The 17,043-nt window shown below is 75.4% G+C and carries 15 protein-coding genes; 12 read left to right on the top strand and 3 right to left on the bottom strand.

The features are described 5' to 3' along the window. Positions 1-4: 4 nt before the first annotated feature. Positions 5-436: a hypothetical protein gene (locus ACFVXN_RS10500; protein ID WP_389231439.1), complete on the top strand. Its 432-nt coding sequence runs from the start codon at positions 5-7 to the stop codon at positions 434-436. Between the two features lie 12 nt (positions 437-448). On the opposite strand, the gene ACFVXN_RS10495 is transcribed toward ACFVXN_RS10500, so the two are convergent. Beyond that, on the bottom strand, positions 449-1,528 hold the full coding sequence (locus ACFVXN_RS10495; protein WP_389231436.1) for a LuxR C-terminal-related transcriptional regulator: 1,080 nt from the start codon (positions 1,526-1,528) through the stop codon (positions 449-451). An 88-nt stretch (positions 1,529-1,616) separates the two neighbouring features. Here ACFVXN_RS10495 and ACFVXN_RS10490 point away from each other — a divergent pair, with 88 nt between their 5' ends. From ACFVXN_RS10490 to ACFVXN_RS10475, 4 genes are all read left to right on the top strand, one after another. After that, a complete protein-coding gene (locus tag ACFVXN_RS10490) occupies positions 1,617-3,011 on the top strand; it encodes an FAD-binding oxidoreductase (RefSeq protein WP_389231433.1) in 1,395 nt (464 codons plus the stop codon). A 100-nt stretch (positions 3,012-3,111) separates the two neighbouring features. After that, positions 3,112-3,396, top strand: coding sequence for an acylphosphatase (locus ACFVXN_RS10485; RefSeq protein ID WP_389231430.1), 285 nt, complete (start codon positions 3,112-3,114; stop codon positions 3,394-3,396). A 63-nt stretch (positions 3,397-3,459) separates the two neighbouring features. Further along, the gene (gene glsA / locus ACFVXN_RS10480; RefSeq protein WP_389231427.1) at positions 3,460-4,473 is read left to right on the top strand and encodes a glutaminase A; all 1,014 of its coding nucleotides are present in this window, start codon (positions 3,460-3,462) and stop codon (positions 4,471-4,473) included. After that, entirely contained in the window at positions 4,470-6,140 is a 1,671-nt protein-coding gene (locus ACFVXN_RS10475; RefSeq protein ID WP_389231424.1) for an MFS transporter, read from the top strand. Before glsA ends, ACFVXN_RS10475 begins: the two co-directional genes overlap by 4 nt. 21 nt (positions 6,141-6,161) lie before the next feature. On the opposite strand, the gene ACFVXN_RS10470 is transcribed toward ACFVXN_RS10475, so the two are convergent. After that, complete coding sequence (locus ACFVXN_RS10470; protein WP_389231421.1) at positions 6,162-6,644, bottom strand: hypothetical protein; 483 nt, start codon at positions 6,642-6,644, stop codon at positions 6,162-6,164. A 280-nt stretch (positions 6,645-6,924) separates the two neighbouring features. Here ACFVXN_RS10470 and ACFVXN_RS10465 point away from each other — a divergent pair, with 280 nt between their 5' ends. Next, positions 6,925-7,071 (top strand): hypothetical protein, encoded by a 147-nt coding sequence (locus ACFVXN_RS10465; RefSeq protein ID WP_389231418.1) that lies wholly within the window; start codon positions 6,925-6,927, stop codon positions 7,069-7,071. After that, positions 7,068-7,439 (top strand): hypothetical protein, encoded by a 372-nt coding sequence (locus tag ACFVXN_RS10460; protein ID WP_389231415.1) that lies wholly within the window; start codon positions 7,068-7,070, stop codon positions 7,437-7,439. Before ACFVXN_RS10465 ends, ACFVXN_RS10460 begins: the two co-directional genes overlap by 4 nt. A gap of 70 nt (positions 7,440-7,509) precedes the next feature. Here ACFVXN_RS10460 and ACFVXN_RS10455 read toward each other — a convergent pair whose 3' ends face one another. Continuing rightward, positions 7,510-9,747, bottom strand: coding sequence for a DEAD/DEAH box helicase (locus tag ACFVXN_RS10455; protein WP_389231412.1), 2,238 nt, complete (start codon positions 9,745-9,747; stop codon positions 7,510-7,512). An 88-nt stretch (positions 9,748-9,835) separates the two neighbouring features. On the opposite strand from ACFVXN_RS10455, the gene ACFVXN_RS10450 reads away from it, so the two are divergent. The 5 genes from ACFVXN_RS10450 (at position 9,836) to ACFVXN_RS10430 (ending at position 16,678) form a co-directional block, all read left to right on the top strand. Further along, entirely contained in the window at positions 9,836-10,984 is a 1,149-nt protein-coding gene (locus tag ACFVXN_RS10450) for a zinc-dependent alcohol dehydrogenase (protein ID WP_389231409.1), read from the top strand. A gap of 13 nt (positions 10,985-10,997) precedes the next feature. Then, positions 10,998-11,558: a hypothetical protein gene (locus ACFVXN_RS10445; protein ID WP_389231406.1), complete on the top strand. Its 561-nt coding sequence runs from the start codon at positions 10,998-11,000 to the stop codon at positions 11,556-11,558. A gap of 81 nt (positions 11,559-11,639) precedes the next feature. Continuing rightward, a complete protein-coding gene (locus tag ACFVXN_RS10440) occupies positions 11,640-12,854 on the top strand; it encodes a Fic family protein (protein ID WP_389231403.1) in 1,215 nt (404 codons plus the stop codon). Positions 12,855-12,945: 91 nt separating this feature from the next. Further along, a complete protein-coding gene (locus tag ACFVXN_RS10435) occupies positions 12,946-13,935 on the top strand; it encodes a pirin family protein (RefSeq protein WP_389231400.1) in 990 nt (329 codons plus the stop codon). Positions 13,936-14,152: 217 nt separating this feature from the next. After that, entirely contained in the window at positions 14,153-16,678 is a 2,526-nt protein-coding gene (locus ACFVXN_RS10430; protein WP_389231397.1) for a LuxR C-terminal-related transcriptional regulator, read from the top strand. The last annotated feature ends 365 nt before the right edge of the window (positions 16,679-17,043 follow it).

Genomic DNA, 17,043 nt, shown 5'->3' with positions numbered 1-17,043 from the left:
CGTCGTGAGGCTCACCCGCAGCACCCGCGTCGACGCCGACGTCCACCCCGGGTTCCACGCCACGGAGACCCGGTCGCTCCAGACGTCGCTGCACGCCGCGCTCACCGCCGCAGAGCGCGCGACCGGCGGCGCCGTGCCGGTGGAGGTCGCGTTCGACGACGGCCGCGACGGCGGGCTGGTCGTCGTGTGCCGGAACCTCGTCGTCGGGTTCGTCCCCGCGTCGCGGGTGCCGCGGCTGCGGGCGCAGCGCGACGCCGCCGGTCCGCGCGCCCGCCTGGTGGCGCCCGGACGGCTGCACCCCGAGGGGCCCCTGTGGCGGGTCTGGGTCGGGCCGGTCCCGGACGACGGCGTCCCGGTCGCGGACGAGGCGGCGGACGTGCTCGCCCCGCCCGAGCCCGCGGTGCTGGGCATCCCGCTGCGCCGCGGCGACGGCTGACGGCCCGAGCCCTCAGGCCGACGCCAGGTAGTGGTCGACGTAGACCCGCGCGACGAGCTCGCGCCGGCTGCCGACGCCGACCTTCTCGAACACCGCCTTCAGGTGGTCCTGCACCGTGTACGGCGACAGGTGCAGGGCGCGGCCGATCTGCTGGGTGCTGTCGCCGTGCAGCACCCGGGCCACGACGTCGCGCTCGCGGCCGGTCAGCCCGAACGCGGCGACCACGAGCGGCACGATCTCGGGCGGCCGGGCCTCCTCGACCGTGACGACGACCTGGCGCCCCCCGCCGTCGCGCGCGGCGAGCGGGGCGGCGTGCACCAGGAGCCACTGGCCGGCGGCGGTGCGGACGCGCAGCCGCGGGACGGTCCCGCGGCGGCCGTCGCCGAGCGCGCGGGCGGCGGAGGTGATCGCGGCGACGGGCGTCGGCAGCGCGCCCCAGCCCGACCCGCCGAGCTCCGCGACCCGGTCCTGCGCCGCGGGGGTCAGCCGGCTCACCGTGTTGTCGGGCTCGACGACGAGCACGGCCGGCCCGGTCGCGGTCGGTGCGGTCGTGGCCGACGCGGCGGCGGTCACCAGCCCCGCCCGCACCCCGAGCGCCAGCGAGCCGGCCACCCGCGCGAGGAAGTCGGCCTCGGCCGGGCTGAACCCGCTCGTGCGGCCGTTGCGGTAGAGGGCGACGGCCGCCCACGCCCGCCCGTCGATCCGGGCGGAGGCGCGCAGCTCGTGGTCCAGCGACCAGTGCGGGACGAACATGTCCCGGTGCCGGCTGCTGCGTCGCGGGTCGCCCCCGGTGGCGTCCGCGAGGATCCCGACGGGGACCTCCCGGAGGGCGAGCGTCCGGAACAGGTTCACGTCGTCGGTCACGTACTCGTGCTCGAGGAACTCGGCGTCGAGCTCGTCACCGATGTTCCGCTTCACGGACCCGGTGATGAGGCCGGAGTCGGGGTCGACGGGGCCGATGCACGCGGCGTCGTGCGGGACGGCCCCGGCCAGCAGGTCGATCGCCCCCGTCACGAACCCGCGCCAGTCCAGCCCGGAGCGGGCGAGGGCGTCGAGCCCGCGCTGCACGGGCTCGGTCCGCAGAGTCGCCATCCTCCGATGGTGCTCCTGTCCGCTTGATCCCGGTATCCCCCGATTCTGGGATACCGCTGCTGCGAGGGTGGCGAGGACGCTCGACCTCATGACGACCCACCTCGCGGCGCCGACGCCGCTGTCCCCGACCGACCTCGACGCGCTGCGCTCCACCCTGACCGGCACCCTGGTCGCACCCGGCGACCCCGGCTGGGACGCCGCACGGCAGGCCTGGAAGGTGCTGATCGACCAGCAGCCCGTGGCGGTGGTGCAGGCCGCCGGAGCCGACGACGTCGTGGCGACGGTGCGCTGGGCGGCGGCGCGCGGCGTCCCCGTGACCGCGCAGCCCAGCGGGCACGGCGCGAGCCGCGCCCTCGACGGCGCCGTCCTGGTGCGCACCGGTGCGCTCGACGACATCTGGGTCGACGCGGCGGCCGGCGTGGCCCGCGTCGGCGCCGGGGTGCGGTGGAGCACCCTGCAGCGGGAGCTCGACGGGACCGGGCTCACCGGGCTCGTGGGGTCGAACCCGGACGTCTCGGTCGTCGGGTTCTGCCTCGGCGGCGGGCTGTCCTGGTTCAGCCGGGCCTACGGCTCCGGTGCGGGCTCGGTGCGGGCCGTGGAGGTCGTCGACGCCACCGGCACGCTCCGCTGGGTCCGGTCCGACGAGCCGGCGGACGCCGACCTGCTGTGGGCGCTGCGCGGTGGGGGCGGCGACTTCGCGGTGGTCACCGCGGTCGAGGTCGACCTGTTCCCGGCGCCGCAGATCTACGGCGGCCTGCTCGCGTTCCCCGCGCAGGTCGCGCCCGCGGTGTTCCGGGCCTTCGCCGCGGTCACGGCGTCCGCGCCCGAGGAGCTGACGACGTGGGCGGCCGTGATGCACCTGCCCGACGCCCCGTTCGTGCCCGCCGAGCTGCGCGGGGCGTCGCTCGCGCTGGTGCTCGCCACCTACCTCGGCGACGCCGCCGACGCCGAGCGGCTGCTCGCGCCGGTGCGCGCCGCCGGCCCGGTCGTGCGGGACACCGTCCGCGTGCTCGCTCCCGGTGAGGTCGGCCTGCTCGCGGAGGAGCCCGTCGAACCGAGCCCGGTGGTGCTCACCGGCACCCGGCTGCACACGTTCGACGAGGCGGCGATCGACGCCGTGCTGGGCGCCGTCGGGCACGGCTCCGGCACGCCGCTGCTCCAGCTCCAGGTCCGGCACACCGGTGGGGCGCTCGCCCGCGAGCGGGCGCCGTCCGCGGCGGGGACCGCCGAGGAGCCCTACCTGCTGACCGGGCTCGGGATGATCCCGGCGCCCGGGCTCGCACCGGTGGTCGCCGGGGCGCTCGGCGGGCTGCTGGCCCTGCTCGAGCCGTGGAGCACCGGGACCGTCCCGCTGACGTTCCTCGACGAGGACGAGACGATCTCCAAGGCCTACCCGCCCGCGACCGTCGACCGGCTGCGGGCCGTCAAGGACGCGGTCGACCCGAGCGGGCTGATCCGCAGCAACCGGCCGGTCCGGGGCTGACCACGGGCGGCGCGCCGGGCCGGGGGCGGCGCGCCGCCCGGACCGGGTCGCGACGGGGGTGGCCTCGCCCGGGGCGACGTCACGCGGCACACTCGACGGCATGACCGAGCGCCGGGTCGTCGTGCACGGCCGCGTCCAGGGCGTGGGGTTCCGCGCGTCGCTCGCCGCGCGCGCCCGGGACGCCGACGTCGCCGGCTGGGTGCGCAACCGGCCCGACGGCACCGTCGAGGCGCTGCTCTCCGGGGGCGAGGACGCGGTCGCCGCGGTGCTGGACTGGGCACGCCACGGCCCGCCGGGCGCCGACGTCACGGCGGTCGAGGTGCACGACGCCGGCCCGGGCGACGGGGGCGCGCACGGGGCGACGGGGTTCTCGGTCACCGGCTGACCCTGTACGGACGCGAGGGTGCGTGCCACGATCGGCTGAGGTCCAGCGACGGGCGGGGGCGCAGTGCAGACCGACGACGACACCGAGCAGGTGGTCTCCACCGGGTCGCTCCCGGGCTGGGACCGCGTCGAGCAGCTGGTCCAGGACGCCCACGCGCGCTACCGCGACCTCGCCGACGGCACCGTCGCCGACTACATCCCCGAGCTCGCCGCCGCCGACCCCGCGTGGTTCGGCGTGTGCGTCGCGGAGTCCGGCGGGGGCCTGCACCTCGCGGGAGACGCCGAGGTCCCGTTCACGATCCAGTCGATCTCGAAGGCCTTCGTCTACGCGCTGGTCTGCGAGGCGCTGGGTCACCGGCCGGTCCTGGACCGGGTGGGCGTGAACAACACCGGCCTGCCGTTCAACTCCGTGATCGCCGTCGAGCTCAACGACGGGCACCCGATGAACCCGATGGTGAACGCCGGCGCCATCGCCACCACCGCGCTGCTCCCGGGCGGGACCCCGGCCGGCCGGTGGGAGCACCTGACGCGCGGACTCGACGCGTTCGCGGGCCGGCGGCTCGAGGTCGACGACGTGGTCTACCGCTCGGAGGCGGCGACCAACCAGCGCAACCGGGCGATCGCCCGCCTGCTGGAGAGCTACGGCCGGATCGAGGCCGACCCGCTGGCGGTCGTCGACCTCTACACCCGGCAGTGCGCGCTGCGGGTCACCGCCCGGGACCTCGCCGTGATGGGCGCGACGCTCGCCGACGGCGGCGTGAACCCGCTGACCGGCGAGCGCGTCGTCTCCGCGCAGGTCTGCCGGGACACCCTCGCGGTGCTGGCGTCCACCGGGATGTACGAGCGGTCGGGGGAGTGGCTGTTCGAGATCGGCCTGCCCGCCAAGTCGGGCGTCGCCGGGGGCATCGTCGCGGTCGCCCCCGGCAAGGGCGCGATCGGGACGTTCTCCCCGCCGCTCGACCCCGCCGGCAACAGCGTCCGCGGGCAGCGCGCCACCGCGCACCTGAGCCGCTCGCTCGGCCTCAACGTCTTCGCGTCGTCCGTGCACGTCACCGAGAGAGCGGGAGCCGGCAGATGAGCACGGTCGAGCACGACGAGCCGGAGTTCGACGACCCCGACCACGACGACTCCGCGCCGCCGCCCGTCGACGCACCGCGCACGTCGTGGGTCCCGATGGCGGGGCTGTTCCTCGCGCAGGTCCTCATGTCGTTCAACGTCGCGGCGCTGCCGGTGTCGCTGGGCGGCATGGTCGAGGACTTCGGGGTCCCGCCGACGGTGGTCAGCTCGACGATCGTCGTCTACGGGCTCGCGGTCGCGGCGCTGGTGATGACGGGCGCGAAGCTGGGTCAGCGGATCGGCTGGGTCGTCGTGTTCCGGGTCATGGTCGGGGCGTTCGCGGGGTCGGCGCTGCTGATGATCCTGTCGCCGAGCGTCGGCTGGGCCATCGCGGGCCAGGCGGTCGCGGGGGCGTCGGCGGCGATCATCGTGCCGTCGCTCGTCGCGCTGATCGCGGAGAACTACCACGGCGCCCAGCAGGCGACCGCGATCGGGTCGCTCGGCTCGGCCCGGGCGATCTCCGGGGTGACGGCGTTCTTCGTCGGCGGCGCGCTCGGCACCCTGGTGGGCTGGCGGCCGGTGTTCGGCGTCGTGCTGGTCCTCGCGGTCGCGGTGCTGGTGCTGAGCACCCGGCTCCGGTCGGACCGCGGCGACCCGGGCGTGCGGATCGACCTGGTCGCGTCCGTGCTCATCGGTGCGGCCGTCGTGGCGCTGACGCTCGGGTTCAACAACCTCAACGCGTGGGGGCCGCTGCTGGCCACCGACGGCGCCCCGTTCGACGTCGCCGGGGTGTCGCCCGCACCGCTGCTCGTGGTCGTCGGCGTCGTGCTCGGTCAGACGTTCTTCTGGTGGACGCGCCGCCGCGCCGCGGGCGGGAGGACGCCGCTCGTCGACCTGTCGGTGCTCGGCTCCGCGAACGAGCGCGCCGCGGTCTACGCGATGTTCATCGTCGTGGCGCTGGAGGCGGCGCTGAACTTCACGGTCCCGCTCTACATCCAGATCGTGCAGGGCCGGACCCCGTTCGACACCGCGCTGGCGATGATGCCGTTCAACCTCACGGTGTTCGTCACCGCGACCCTGATCGTGCGGTTCTACCGGCGGTTCAGCCCGCGGCAGATCGGCGTCGTCGGGTTCACGCTCGCCACGGTCGCGCTCGCGTGGCTCTCGCTCGTCGTCACGAACAACTGGGAGACGCTCCCGACGATCCTCGGTCTGCTGGTGTTCGGCATCGGGCAGGGGTCGCTGGTCACCCTGGTGTTCAACGTGCTGGTGACGTCCGCGCCCAAGCGGCTCGCCGGGGACGTCGGGTCCATCCGCGGCACCACCCAGAACCTCGCGTCCGCCGTCGGCACCGCCCTCGTCGGGGCGCTGCTGGTGACGATCCTCTCGGTCAACGTCGGGCGCGCCGTCGTCGAGCACCCCGACCTGCCGCCCGACCTGGTCGCGCAGGTCGACCTCGACCAGGTCAACTTCGTCAGCAACGACGAGCTGCGCGAGGTGCTGGACCGCACCGACGCCGACCCCCGCGAGGTCGAGGCCGCCGTGGCGCTCAACGAGCAGGCGCGGCTCGACACCCTGCGGCTCGGGCTGCTCGTGCTGGCCGCGATCAGCGCGACGGCGGTCCTGCCGGCGAGTCGGCTGCCGCGGTACCGGCCGGGGGAGATCCCGGACCCGGCACCGGCGGGGTGACGGGCGCGCCCAGGTCGCGGGTCAGGACAGGCGTACGGCGGAGACGGTGCTCGGTGCGGAGAAGAGCGCGTGCGTGTTCGGTGCGACGGGCTGGCTCACCACGCCGGTGGCGAACGTGACGCTCACCGTGTACGAGCCGCTGCGCAGCGAATGGCGGGACGCCCAGGTCCCCGTGACCGACCCGATGCCGCTGAATCCGTAGTCGGCATAGGGCACACCTGGCCCGACGAGGCACGCGTTGCCCGCGTGGCACACGGACGTGACGGCGGTTCGACCCTGTGCGATGGCTTGGTCCAGCCCCACGGCGACGACCTGGCCGGAGTCGACGTCGAGCACGACGGCCTTGGGGGTGCTCGACGTCAGGAAGTCGTCGAGCTCAGCGCGCGAGTCGATCCCCGGAACCGTGACCTCGACCCCGTCGACCCAGGTCGCGGCCGGATGCTCGTCGGCGAAGGCTGTCTGGGTGCCGAGGCCGACGAGCACGAGCGAAGCGAGAGTCGCCACGACACTGCGGAGAATACGCATTTCATCAACTCCTCTGTTGAATCGCACCGAAAGGCGCTGCGAAAAACTAGCACGTCCCGACGTTCACCAACTGCACACTTCGGGCTTTTGTGCACAATCTCCGCGAGTCCTCGTTCTCCATTTAGCATTACTCGGGCCAGCGGGCAACCCTCACATGAGGAGCGTGCTGTGCAGGGCCCTCAGGGCGGTGGGGTCTGTGCGCCCTGGGTACGCTGGCCCGCGGCTGAGGGACGGCCGGGAGCAGAGCAGAGGTGACGTCGTGACGGAGACCGGTCGACCGGACGAGGACGAGCGGGAGCAGGGCGCGGCCTGGCAGGTCGAGGGTCCCTCGGGGTCGCCGCACCTGCTCGGGGCGGCGCTCGCCCGGCTGGTCCGGCGCCTGCGGGGGCGGTCGGTCCGCGGGTGAGGAGGGCGACCGGACTCGCCGTGGTGGCGCTGCTCGCGGCGGGGTGCGCACCCGTCGGGGTCGAGGTCCGAGGAGAGCTGCCGCCGTGCCCCGAGGTGCGGCAGATCGCGGTCGAGGAGCTCGCGGCGCACACGGACTGCTCCCTCACGGGGTCGACGCTCGTGTTCCCGGACGGTCGCAGGTTCGAGGTCGGGCCGGCCAACGGATCCAGCAGCACCACGGACGAACCCGGGCTGGAGTGGGGGGCGACCAGCTGGGGTCGTGACGGGACGGCCGCCTGGCGGCGCACCGACGAGGGTGTGACGTTCTGGGGACCGCGGGCCGCCGTGGACCAGGAGATCCTGCTGTGGTCGCGTGACCTCGACTGAGCGGTCGCCGAACGCGCGGCGTCCGGGTCGGTGACGCCGGCCTCGCGGCGCCGCGCCGGTCGACGCCGGGTCACGGCTGCGGCGGCGTGACCCCGGCCTCGTCGGCCAGCTCGTCCCACACCGGCCCGTAGCCGAGCCGCGCCTGCTCCATCGCGACGACCTCGCGCGCCAGCCCCGCCTCGGTGACGTCCACCGCCTCGACGGCCGCCGCGGCCACCGACGACTCCCGCACGTACGCGTCGAACACCCGCTGCTTGCCGGACAGCAGCTCGACGATCCGCTCGTCCACACCGTCCTCGGCGAGCAGCCGGTGCGCGACGACGGTGCGGACCTGGCCCATCCGGTGCAGCCGCGCGACCGCCTGCGCCTCCGCCGACGGCACCAGCTGCGGCTCGCAGAGCACGACGACGGACGCGGCCTGGAGGTTCAGCCCGACCCCGCCCACGCTGATCTGCGCGACCAGCACCCCGTCCCGCGGCCCGGCGCCGAACGCGTCGATCGCCGCCTGCCGGTCGTCCGGCGCGACGTCCCCGGTGAGCGGCCCGACCACCGGGGCCCCCGCCGCCACGAGCGCGCGCGTCACCACGTCCAGGACGTCCCGGAAGTAGGAGAACACGACGGTCCGGTGCCCGTTCGCGCCCGCGTCCGCGACGATCTCCACCAGGCGCGCGAGCTTCGTGGAGTCCGCCGGGTCGGGGGTCAGGTACGCCGCGCGGCGCATCGCCATGAAGCTCCCCGACGCGACCGCCGCGCGGTAGACGGCCTCCCCGGCGGGCGACAGGTCCTCCCACTCGTCCACGGCGATCAGGTCGGGCAGCTCGACGAGGACGTCCCGCTGGTTGCGCCGCAGGTACACCGGCGCGACCTCCCGGCGGAACGCGTCCGCGCCCACGAGGCCCAGGTGCCGGGGCAGCCCGGCGGCCAGGTCCGCGTCGAGCAGCCGGACCAGGGCGACGAAGTCCTCCAGCCGGTTGTCCATCGGCGTGCCGGTGAGCAGCAGCACCCGCCAGACCGCGGACGTCCACGCGGCGACCGCGCGCGTCCGGCGGGCCGCCGGGTTCTTGACGTAGTGCGCCTCGTCGACCACGAGCAGCCCGACACCGTCGCCGTCGACGGGGACGTGCCCCAGGCCCTCGAACGTCGTGACGCCGATCCCGCCCTCCGCCCGCCAGCGCGCGATCGCCGCGTCCCGGTCCGGGCCGTGCAGGCGGTGGCCGGTCAGGGTCGTGCGCGCGTCGACCTCCCGCAGCCATCCGGCGAGCACGCCCGCGGGGCACACGACCAGGAACCGGCGTTCGCCCGCGCCGGCCAGGTCGGACATCACCGCGAGCGACTGCATCGTCTTGCCCAGGCCCATCTCGTCGCCGAGGAGCACCCGGCCCTGGTGCAGGGCGAACCGCGCCCCGAACTCCTGGTACCCGCGCAGCGGCACCCGCATCCGCGACAGGTCCAGCGGCCGGGCGGCGACGCGCTCCGCGAGCTCGGCGGTGAGCATCCCGCGGGCCGCGAGGACGTCGCGGGCGAGCGGGACGATGCTCCCGAGCACGGTGTAGAACTCGGCGCTGCGCCGCTCGAACGCGTCCCACAGCGCGCCGGAGCCGGCGTCGGGCCGGGCGCACGCCGCCGCCAGGTCGTCGATCGTCGCTCCCAGACCGGTCGTCGCCAGGGTGGCGTCCCAGGTGTCGAGCGCCGCGAGGGCCCGACGCGCACGATCCCTCGTCGCGCGGCGGGACAGGGCGAGCCGCAGCCGGTTCGTGGCCGGTGCCGCCGCGACCGCGTGCACCGCGACCGACGTCGCGTAGTCGGTCAGGGCCTCGCGGTGCGGCTCGACGAGCGGGCGCAGCCGCAGCAGCCGGTCGAGCAGCCGCAGCAGCGTGACCGTGGCGGTCGAGTCGGGTCGCCCGGAGCGGTCGATCTCCAGCCGCAGCGGCACGCCGTCCCGCACGGCCCCGGCCAGCTGCTCGACCGCGGCGACGACGCTGCGCGCGGTCTGCTCCCCGACGCCGGGCACCGCGTCCAGGGTCGCGGCGGGCACCCCCAGCAGGTCCGCGGCGGTGGCGTACCCGGCGTCCACGAGCGCCCGCAGCCGCAGGTTCCGGTCGGTCATCGCCCCGAGCTGCTCGACGGGCACGACGCCGAGCTCCGCCCGGACCCGGGTCTCGCGGTCCTGCTCGACGACCGCGGCGACCTCGACGGTCGTGGCGTCCACCCGGTCGAGGACGGCGCGGGCGGCGGCGGCGAGCGCACGGTGCCGGTCCAGCAGGGCGCGCGCGCCGGCCCCGGGCTCGGTCGCGGGGGTGGTGCTCATCGCCCGCGATGCTACGGGTGCCGCCCCGGGATGCGGGATCGCCCCGAGGTCCCCACGCTGGAGGGACCGACAGGGACGAGGGAGTCGCATGCGCGCGATGGTGTACCGCGGGCCGTACAAGGTCCGCGTCGAGGAGAAGGACATCCCCCGGATCGAGCACCCGAACGACGCCGTGGTGCGGGTGGTGCGCGCCGCGATCTGCGGCTCCGACCTGCATCTCTACCACGGGATGATGCCGGACACCCGGGTCGGGCACACGTTCGGGCACGAGTTCATCGGCGTCGTCGAGCAGGTCGGCTCGTCGGTGCAGAACCTGCGGGTCGGCGACCGCGTGATGGTGCCGTTCAACATCTTCTGCGGCACGTGCTTCTTCTGCGCGCGCGGCCTGTACTCCAACTGCCACAACGTCAACCCGAACGCCACCGCGGTCGGCGGCATCTACGGGTACTCGCACACCACCGGTGGCTACGACGGCGGGCAGGCCGAGTACGTGCGGGTGCCGTTCGCCGACGTCGGCCCTTCGGTCATCCCGGACTGGCTGGACGACGACGACGCCGTGCTGATGACCGACGCGCTCGCGACCGGGTACTTCGGCGCGCAGCTCGCGGACATCGCCGAGGGGGACACGGTCGCGGTCCTCGGTGCGGGGCCCGTCGGGCAGTTCGCCGCCCGGTCGGCGTGGCTGATGGGCGCCGGACGCGTCGTGGTGATCGACCAGCTCGAGTACCGGCTCGAGAAGGCACGCACCTTCGCGCTCGCCGAGACCCGGAACTACACCGAGCACGACGACATCGTCGTCGAGATGAAGAAGGCCACCGACGGGCTCGGGTTCGACCGCGTGATCGAGGCGGTCGGCGCCGAGGCCGACGGCAACCTGGTCCAGCACGTCACCGCCGCGAAGCTCAAGCTCCAGGGCGGCTCACCCGTCGCGCTGAACTGGGCGATCGACGGTGTCCGCAAGGGCGGCACCGTCTCCGTGATGGGTGCCTACGGGCCGATGTTCTCCGCGGTGAAGTTCGGCGACGCCATGAACAAGGGCCTCACCCTGCGGATGAACCAGGCACCCGTGAAGCGCCAGTGGCCCCGGCTGCTCGAGCACCTGCGGGCCGGCTACTTCACGCCCAGCGACGTGATCACGCACCGCATCCCGCTGGAGCACATCGCCGAGGGGTACCACATGATGTCCGCCAAGCTCGACGGCATCATCAAGCCGCTGATCGTCCCGGACGAGGCCTGAGGAGGAGCCGGACATGCCGTACACCGCCCAGAAGCCGCCGCTGCCGGAGACGCCCGACCAGCTCCGCGCCCGCATCCCCGGGTGGGGTGCCGACCTCGACCCCGCCGACCGCCCGTCGACCCCGCGCGAGCGCGACGACCTCCCACCGACCGGCGCGCACTGGGTGCTGCCGGAGCGCCAGGAGGAGACCGTCCCGCGCGAGCGGTCCGTGGAGCACACGATGCTGCCGCCCGTGTTCGGCACGGCGCAGCCGCTGCACGGGCCCGCGGGGGCGATCCGTCGCTACGCCTACGAACGGTTCAGCGAGGGTCGCGCGGCGCACTGGCTGCTGCTCATCGCCGCGGACCGGGTCGACGCGACGACCGCGCACCTGCGCTCCTTCGCGACCCTGCGGCCCGACAACCCGGTCACCGAGACGGGGATCAGCGCGGAGCTGCACGCCCACCCGGTCGCGTCCCGCCGTGGACGGGTCGACGTCCGGCACCAGCCGCTCGACGTGCTGCTCGTCGCGGGTCCGTGGGTGCTCGGCGGGGTGGCGGTGGCGGCGGTGCTGCGCCGGGCGCTGCGGCGCTGAGCCGGCGGGGAGACGCGGGGATCTGTCGGGACGCGAGGGCGTTACTTACAGTTTGGGCGAAACTGTAAGTAAGGTGGTCCGATGGTGGACGCCCTCCCGATCGCCCCGCTCACGCGGACGGAGCACGTCTGGCTCGCGGAGACGGACGGGATGTCGACCCGCGCCCAGGTCGCGGCGGGCTCCGGCCCGTACCTGTCGAGCGTCCCGGCGACGATCGCGGACTACCGGCCGTCCGTGCCGGCGGACCTCGCGGCGGACGTCGAAGAGGCCGCGACCGCACTGGCCGGGCTCGACAGCTACGCCGCGGCGACCCTGGGTCTCGATGACGCCGTGCTCGGCCCGATGTCCTCGATCCTGCTGCGGACCGAGTCGACGTCGTCCTCGCAGATCGAGAGCCTCACGGTGGGTGCGCGCCAGCTCGCGCTCGCGGAGCTCGAGCAGTCGACCAGCACGAACGCCACGGTCGTGGTGGGCAACGTCCGGGCGATGGAGGCCGCGCTCGACCTCGCCGACCGGCTGGACGAGCGAGCCGTGCTCACGATGCAGGGTGTGCTGCTGTCGGCGCAGCCCGGGTGGGACGCCCACGCGGGTCGGTACCGGGAGGGCCTGGTCTGGGTCGGCACGAGCGGCATCAGCCCGCGCGGCGCCGCCTACGTCGCGCCGCAGGCCGCGCTCGTGCCAGCGGCGATGGCGGACCTGGTGCAGTTCATCGCCCGGGACGACCTCCCGGTGCTGCTCCAGTCGGCCGTGGCGCACGCGCAGTTCGAGACCATCCACCCGTTCGCCGACGGCAACGGACGCACGGGACGGGCGCTCGTCCACGCCATCCTGCGGGCGAAGCGCGTGATGACGCGGACCACCGCGCCCGTGTCCGCCGGGCTGCTCACCGACACCGAGGCCTACGTCGGTGCCCTCACCGCGTACCGCGCGGGCGACGCGCGTCCGATCGTGGAGCAGTTCACGCGTGCCAGCCGGTACGCCGCCGCGACGGGGCGGCGGCTCGTGGACGACCTGGCGGCGCAGGTCGACGCGGCGCGCGAGGCGCTCGGAGCGCTGCGACCGCAGGCCGCGGCGTGGCGGGTGCTGCCGCAGCTGGTCGCGCAGCCGGTCGTGACGTCGCGGTTCCTGGGGGAGCGCCTCGGGATGAACGCGGTCACGGCGCAGCGGGCCCTGCAGCAGCTCGCCGACGCCGGCATCCTCGTGGAGCGCAGCGGGCGGCAGCGGGACCGGGTGTGGGTGCACGAGGGCGTGCTCGACGTGCTCGACGCGTACGCCGCGAGCATCCGACGCCACTGATCGGGCCCGGGGTCGGAGCTGCCCGCGGTGGGTACCCTGGCCGCCACGCCGGCGCACGCCGGTGCGGTCGCGCACCACCCGGGGAGACGCCATGACCAATCTGGAAGCGGTCGCGACCGAGCACGACTGCCGCCCCACCGCGCCGCCCGCCGCCGCGCCCGACGGCACCGAGCTGCTCGAGCCCCGCGACGTCCCGCTCGGCGGGATCCGGGCGATGTCGGTCCGCCGCACGCTGCCGCAGCGCGCCCGGTCGTTCGTCGGGGCGTGGTGCTTCCTCGACCACTACGGTCCCGACGACGTCGCGCTCACGGGCGGGATGCGGGTCCCGCCGCACCCGCACACCGGGCTGCAGACCGTCTCCTGGTTGTTCTCGGGGGAGATCGAGCACCGCGACAGCCTCGGCACGCACTGCCTGGTCCGCCCGGGCGAGCTCAACCTGATGACCGCGGGGCACGGGATCAGCCACTCCGAGGACTCCACGCCCACCACGACCGTCCTGCACGGCGTGCAGCTGTGGACGGTGCTGCCCGAGCGCGACCGGGACGCGGACCCGGCGTTCGACCACTACGTCCCGCCGGTGACGGCGCTCGACGGCGGCGAGGCGCGGGTGTTCCTCGGGTCGCTGGCCGGGTCGACGTCGCCGGTGCCGACGTTCTCCCCGCTGGTCGGCGCGGAGGTGCGGCTGCGGCCGGGTGCGGCGCACACGTTCGCGGTCGACCCGGCGTTCGAGCACGCGGTCCTGGTCGACGCGGGGGCGGTCGCGGTCGACGGGACGCCGGCGCCGGTGCACCACCTGCTCTACCGGGCGCCGGGTGCGACGACGCTGACGCTGACCGCCACGGGCGACGGCGAGGTGCGGGTGCTGCTCATCGGCGGGCTGCCGCTCGGCGAGCGCATCGTGATGTGGTGGAACTTCATCGGGCGCGACCACGAGGAGGTCGTCGCGGCCCGCACGCAGTGGCAGGCCGAGATCGCCGACGTCACCGGCCCGGCCCCGCGGTTCGGCCGGGTCACGGGGCACGCGGACGCGCCGCTGCCCGCGCCGGTGATCCCGGGGCTGCGGCTGACGCCCCGCGCGTAGCCGTCGAGCCGGCCCCGTCCGGGGCGACGGCGCGCGCGTCGAGGCCCGCCCGCTGCTGGGTAGGTGCCGGTAGGGGTGCGCCGGCGCCCCTCAATCGGCCGATCCACGGCGCGGCTCCGCGCGGGGGTGCGCCTGGGTAGGTGGTCGGCTGGCGCTCGGTGAGTGGTGCAGAACCCGCAGTGTGCGTGGGTTCGGACACCGACGAGAGGGCGCCGACATGGAGGCCGAAGGATTCGCGGCTGCGGCCGGTGCGGTGCAGCGCTGGGTGCCGCTGGGCCGGGACGTGCTGCTGCGGGGGGACCGCGGCTCGGGGAAGACGACCGTCCTCGAGTCCCTGCTCGCCGACGCGTCGCGCCGCGGGCTGCAGGGGATGCTGCTGCGGGCCGGCGGCACGGGGCCGCTGTCCGCGCTGCTCGACCACGCGTCGGCGCCGCCGCGTACCGCGGACGAGACCGTGCTCACCGCGTGGCTCGCCCAGGAGCTGGTCGGGCGGCGCGCGCTGCTGCTCGTCGACGACGTCGACCGGATGGACGCCCGCAGCCTCGCGGTGCTGCGCCGGGTCCTCGGCCGCACCAGCTGCGTCATGGTCGCGAGCTGCACGCTCGACCCGCTGCGCACCCCGACCGCGGCGATGCGCGAGGTGCTCGCCGAACGGGCGCCCGCCGAGGTCCGCCTCCCGCCGTTCGGGTTCCGCGCGGTGGCGGGTCTGCTGGCCTCCCTGCTCGGCGCGCCCGCGGACGCCGGGCTCACCTCGTCGGTGATGGCCCAGACCGGCGGCAACCCGCGCGCGGTCGTGGCGCTCGCCGACGCGGCCCGCGCGGCCGGTGCCCTGCGCCGGGTCGACGGGCTGTGGGCCGAGGACGGCACCCTGGTCGAGGTCCCGGCGGACCCGGTGGCGTACGTGTTCCTCTCCGACGCCCGCCCCGAGCTGGTCGAGTCGCTCGAGCTGCTGTCCGGCATCGGCCCGGTGCCGGCCTCGGTGGCCGAGCAGCTGGTCGACCCGGCGGTGCTCGCGGAGCTGCTCGAGTCCGGCCGGGTCGTCAGCCACGACGTGGCGGACTCCGGGGAGATGTACGGGGTGGCGCCGCCGGTGCTCGCCCGGGCGCTGCGCGAGCGCACGAGCCCGTACCGGCGCCGCCGGCTCGCCGACCGGGTCGGCGCGCGGACCGGCCCCGGCTTCGTCCCGCACCGACCGCACCAGGACGACCTGACCGCCGTCCTGCTCGGCGACGTGACCGCCGAGAGCGACGCGTACTGGCGGTGGACCGCCGAGCTCGCGGGTCTGGTCCACGAGCGAGCGACCGTCGAGGAGGCCGCCCGCCGCTCCGCCTGGCTGCTCGCGCCGTCGCTGCGCACCGCGAACGCGTACCTGGCCCAGCTGATGCGGCGACCGGCGACCGAACAGCTGCAGGCGGTGTTCGACGGCACCCGTCCGACGGACCGCGACGGCGAGGCCGAGCGCCTGACGTTCGCCTACTACCGCGCCCGGTGGCAGGGCTGGCGCGGCGACACCACCGAGGAGGTCGACGCCGCGCTGGAGGACTGCGCCCCCGACCCCGGGCCGCTGCTGCGGCTCCGGGACATGAAGAGGCAGGTGCTGCGCGAGCTGGGCGAGGGCCGCAGGGCCGACGAGATCGCCGACGAGCCCCACGCCGACGTGCCGGTCCGCCTGTTCCGCGGCTGGCCCGTCGTCGTGCGCGCCGCCGCGCTGCTGGAGGGCGGGTGGCCCGAGCAGGCGGTCCGGGTGTGCGTGACCGCGGACGTCGCCGACGCGGAGCCGGAGGTCCGGCACTACCTCGCCGCGCTGCGCGGGGAGGCGCTCGCGATGTGCGGGCGGCTCGCGGAGGCCGAGCGGTGGCAGCGGCGGATGCTCGACACCGCCTACGCGGAGGTCGACGCGCTCGGGATCCGGGTGCACGCGTGCGTCCTGGCGGAGGCGCTCTACCTGTCGGGTCAGCCGGCCGCCGCGTGGCGGGTCGTGAGCACCGCGCTGCGCCTGGGCCCCGCGGGCCCGATCGAGACGACGTTCCACCGGCGCGGGATGACCGTCGCGGCCGTGCTCCAGGCCCACGCCGGCAACGCCACGCTCGCCCGCGTCATGCTCCGTGAGCTCGACGCCACCCCGCGGACCTACCACCCGCTGGTCCGGTCGCTGCGCGTCCTGGCCCGGGTCGCGACCTCCGCGGCCGCGGGGGACCACGAGGACGCCGCCGAGACCGCCTGGGAGGCGGGGCTGCGCTACGCCGAGGCCGGGCTGCTGCAGCCGGCGCTGCTCACCTGGGTGGGCGGTCCCGCGTCCCTGCCGCCGTCGCGGGCCGCGGTCGTCCGGGACGTGCTCGACCGGTCGGACGTGCCGCTGCTCGAGCCGTACGTCCGGCTGATGCTCGGCATCGCCGCGTGCGACCGCGCCGCCGTCCTCGAGGCGGTGCCGCGCACGCACGCGCTCGTCGCGCCCGGGCTGGCGCAGCAGGCGGAGATGATCCTGGGCCTGGACGACGCGGCGCTCGCGGCCCGGGCCCGTCGGATCCCGGAGCCGACCGGCCGACGCGGGTCGCTCCGCGAGGAGCCGCTGTCCACCCGGGAGCGCGAGGTCGCGGTGCTCGCCCGGGACGGGCTCAGCAACCGGCAGATCGCGGACCGTCTCGGCCTCAGCGTGCGGACGGTGGAGAACCACATGAGCCGCGCGCTGCGGAAGCTGGGGCTCGGGAGCCGCGGCGCGCTGGGCGGCTGGCCCGAGGTGTGACCACTCAGCCGGACGCCGCCGGTCGTCCACCTAGTCCGCTGGCCGCGCCACCCAATCCGGGCCTGGGCCACTCAGTCCGGCCCGGCCTGAGCACTCAGGTGGACGACCGGTCCCGGGCGGCGTCTAGACAGGGTGCTGCCGGCGGGGCCTGCAGCGGCTGACAGGTCCCGCCAGGCCAGCACGGCCGGGCCGCCGCGGGTGATCTCGCCCACACCTCCGGACGCGCGACCTGGGGCGACGTCCTGGGCCTGTGACCAGTCTGTGTGAGCGTTCACCCGGGAGGACGCCAGGTTGTTGACCGCTGCACCACCCCGGGGCCATAGTTCATCCCGACGGTGCGCATCGCCTGCCCCCTGCGCGGTGCG

This window comes from Cellulomonas sp. NPDC058312 (assembly GCF_042880135.1).
Classification (GTDB): domain Bacteria; phylum Actinomycetota; class Actinomycetes; order Actinomycetales; family Cellulomonadaceae; genus Cellulomonas.
This window is presented reverse-complemented; position numbering and strand designations above follow the sequence as displayed.